Annotated in this window: 2 protein-coding genes; both read left to right on the top strand. The window is 68.1% G+C overall.

Annotated features, from left to right (window positions below; genetic code table 11):
• Nucleotides 1-51: 51 nt before the first annotated feature.
• Entirely contained in the window at nucleotides 52-747 is a 696-nt protein-coding gene (locus EB084_24940; protein ID NDD31511.1) for a sterol desaturase family protein, read from the top strand.
• A 138-nt stretch (nucleotides 748-885) separates the two neighbouring features.
• The coding region (locus EB084_24935; GenBank protein NDD31510.1) for a hypothetical protein at nucleotides 886-1,649 on the top strand (764 nt) is incomplete at its 3' end.

Genomic DNA, 1,649 nt, shown 5'->3' with positions numbered 1-1,649 from the left:
GCTGCGCGCCACCCTCTCCCCGCTCTCGCAGGGAGAGGGAGGAGGCAGGTCGTGAGTCTCGAACTCGTCGAACCGGCCGCGGGCCTCGTGGGTGCGGGCGTCAGCCTCGTCATGGAGCGCCTCAAGCCGCTGGCGCACCGCGTGGTCTCGTGGCGCGAGCGCTTCGAAGACGTCTTCAGCGTGCTGCTCGCGATGGGCGTCTCCGTCGCCGTGCGTGCCCTGACGAGCACCGAGACTGGCGAAGGTGTGCGCCCGCTGCGCCTCGTCTTCGCCATCGTCTCGTTCGACCTGGTGCTCTACGTGCTCCACCGCCTCAACCACACGAAGTGGACGTGGGCGATGCACAAGGTCCACCACACGCCGACGCACTTCGACGTGGGCATGGCGATGCGCGGCTCGGTGCTCTACCTCGTGCTCTTCGCCTTCGCCTTCAGCCTCATCGCGCGGCTCTGGGCGCTCTCGCTCGCCGAGACGGTGTGGTTGTCGGCCGTCTTCTTCCTCTTTCAGTGGTGGATTCACTCGAACGTCGCCGTGTCGCTCGGCGCGCTCGACTTCGTGCTCATCGGCCCGCGCCACCACGCGATGCACCACATGCGCGGCGGGTTCGAGCGCAACTTCGGCGGGCTGCTCTGCGCGTGGGACCAGCTCTTCGGCACCTATGCGCATCCGCCGAGGGACATGAAGGGCGCGACGTTCGGCATCGGCGACGGGCGCTCCTCGGCGCGCGAGTGGCTGGGCATCGGCTGAGTCCTCGAGGTTGGCGCGCACCGTGCACAGACGCGAGCGGCGCAAGCGACTTGTGGTGTCTTCTTGCGCTGTTGTGAACGGGGCGACGCAGGGCATCGCATCGACCCTGACCTTGATGTCACAGGCGAGAGGAAGCCCATGAAGAAGCTCCTGCTGGGAGCCGCGTTGTCTTTTGCTGCGTGCATTCCACCCGGTTGCATCGCGCGTGGAGCGCGGGTGCGCACGCCTCGGGGAAGTCGGCCCATCGAAGAGCTCAAGGTCGGTGACGAGGTGCTGTGCGTCGACCCCGAGCTCGGCGTCACCCACGCCACGCGCATCACCTGGCGACGCGTGGTGCAGCGTGAGTGTTTGACGCTGGCTTTCGATGGCGGCGCGCTGCAGTGCACGAGCGACCACCCGCTGTACTGCCCCACCTCGAAGGGCTGGCACCCGGCCGGCGACTGGGCGCTGGGCAAGCGCACTTCGTTGCTGCAGGTCACCGCCGAGGGGCAACGCGTCATCGAGGTCACCTCGGTGTCCACGTTCTCGGGCGTGCATGACGTGTTCGACCTCACCGTCGAGCACCCGCTGCACAACTTCGTGGCCGACGGCGTGCTGGTGCACAACAAGACCAACCGCCAGCCGCCTTGCGCCGATGGTGGGGTGCCGCGTGAGTCTTGTCAGTGCCCGTCAAGCCCCGGCACGGGCTTCACCACCTGCGACATCCTCACCAACGGCGCAGTGTGCTCCGGCTGCGCCGCAGCATGCATCGACAACGAGGTGTGCACCTGCGGCAGCGGCCAGCAGGGGCGCACGGTCTGCAACCCCGTCACGGAGAACAAGACGTGTGAGTGCACCAGCACGAGCCCGCACACCGTGACGCCAGGCGCGTGCCCGCGGGTGGTGCTCGGAGGTCCGCTGCC

Source organism: Pseudomonadota bacterium (genome assembly GCA_010028905.1).
Taxonomy (GTDB): Bacteria; Vulcanimicrobiota; Xenobia; order RGZZ01; family RGZZ01; genus RGZZ01.
Note: the sequence above shows the minus strand (reverse complement) of the source record. Positions and strands in the feature narration are given on the sequence as shown.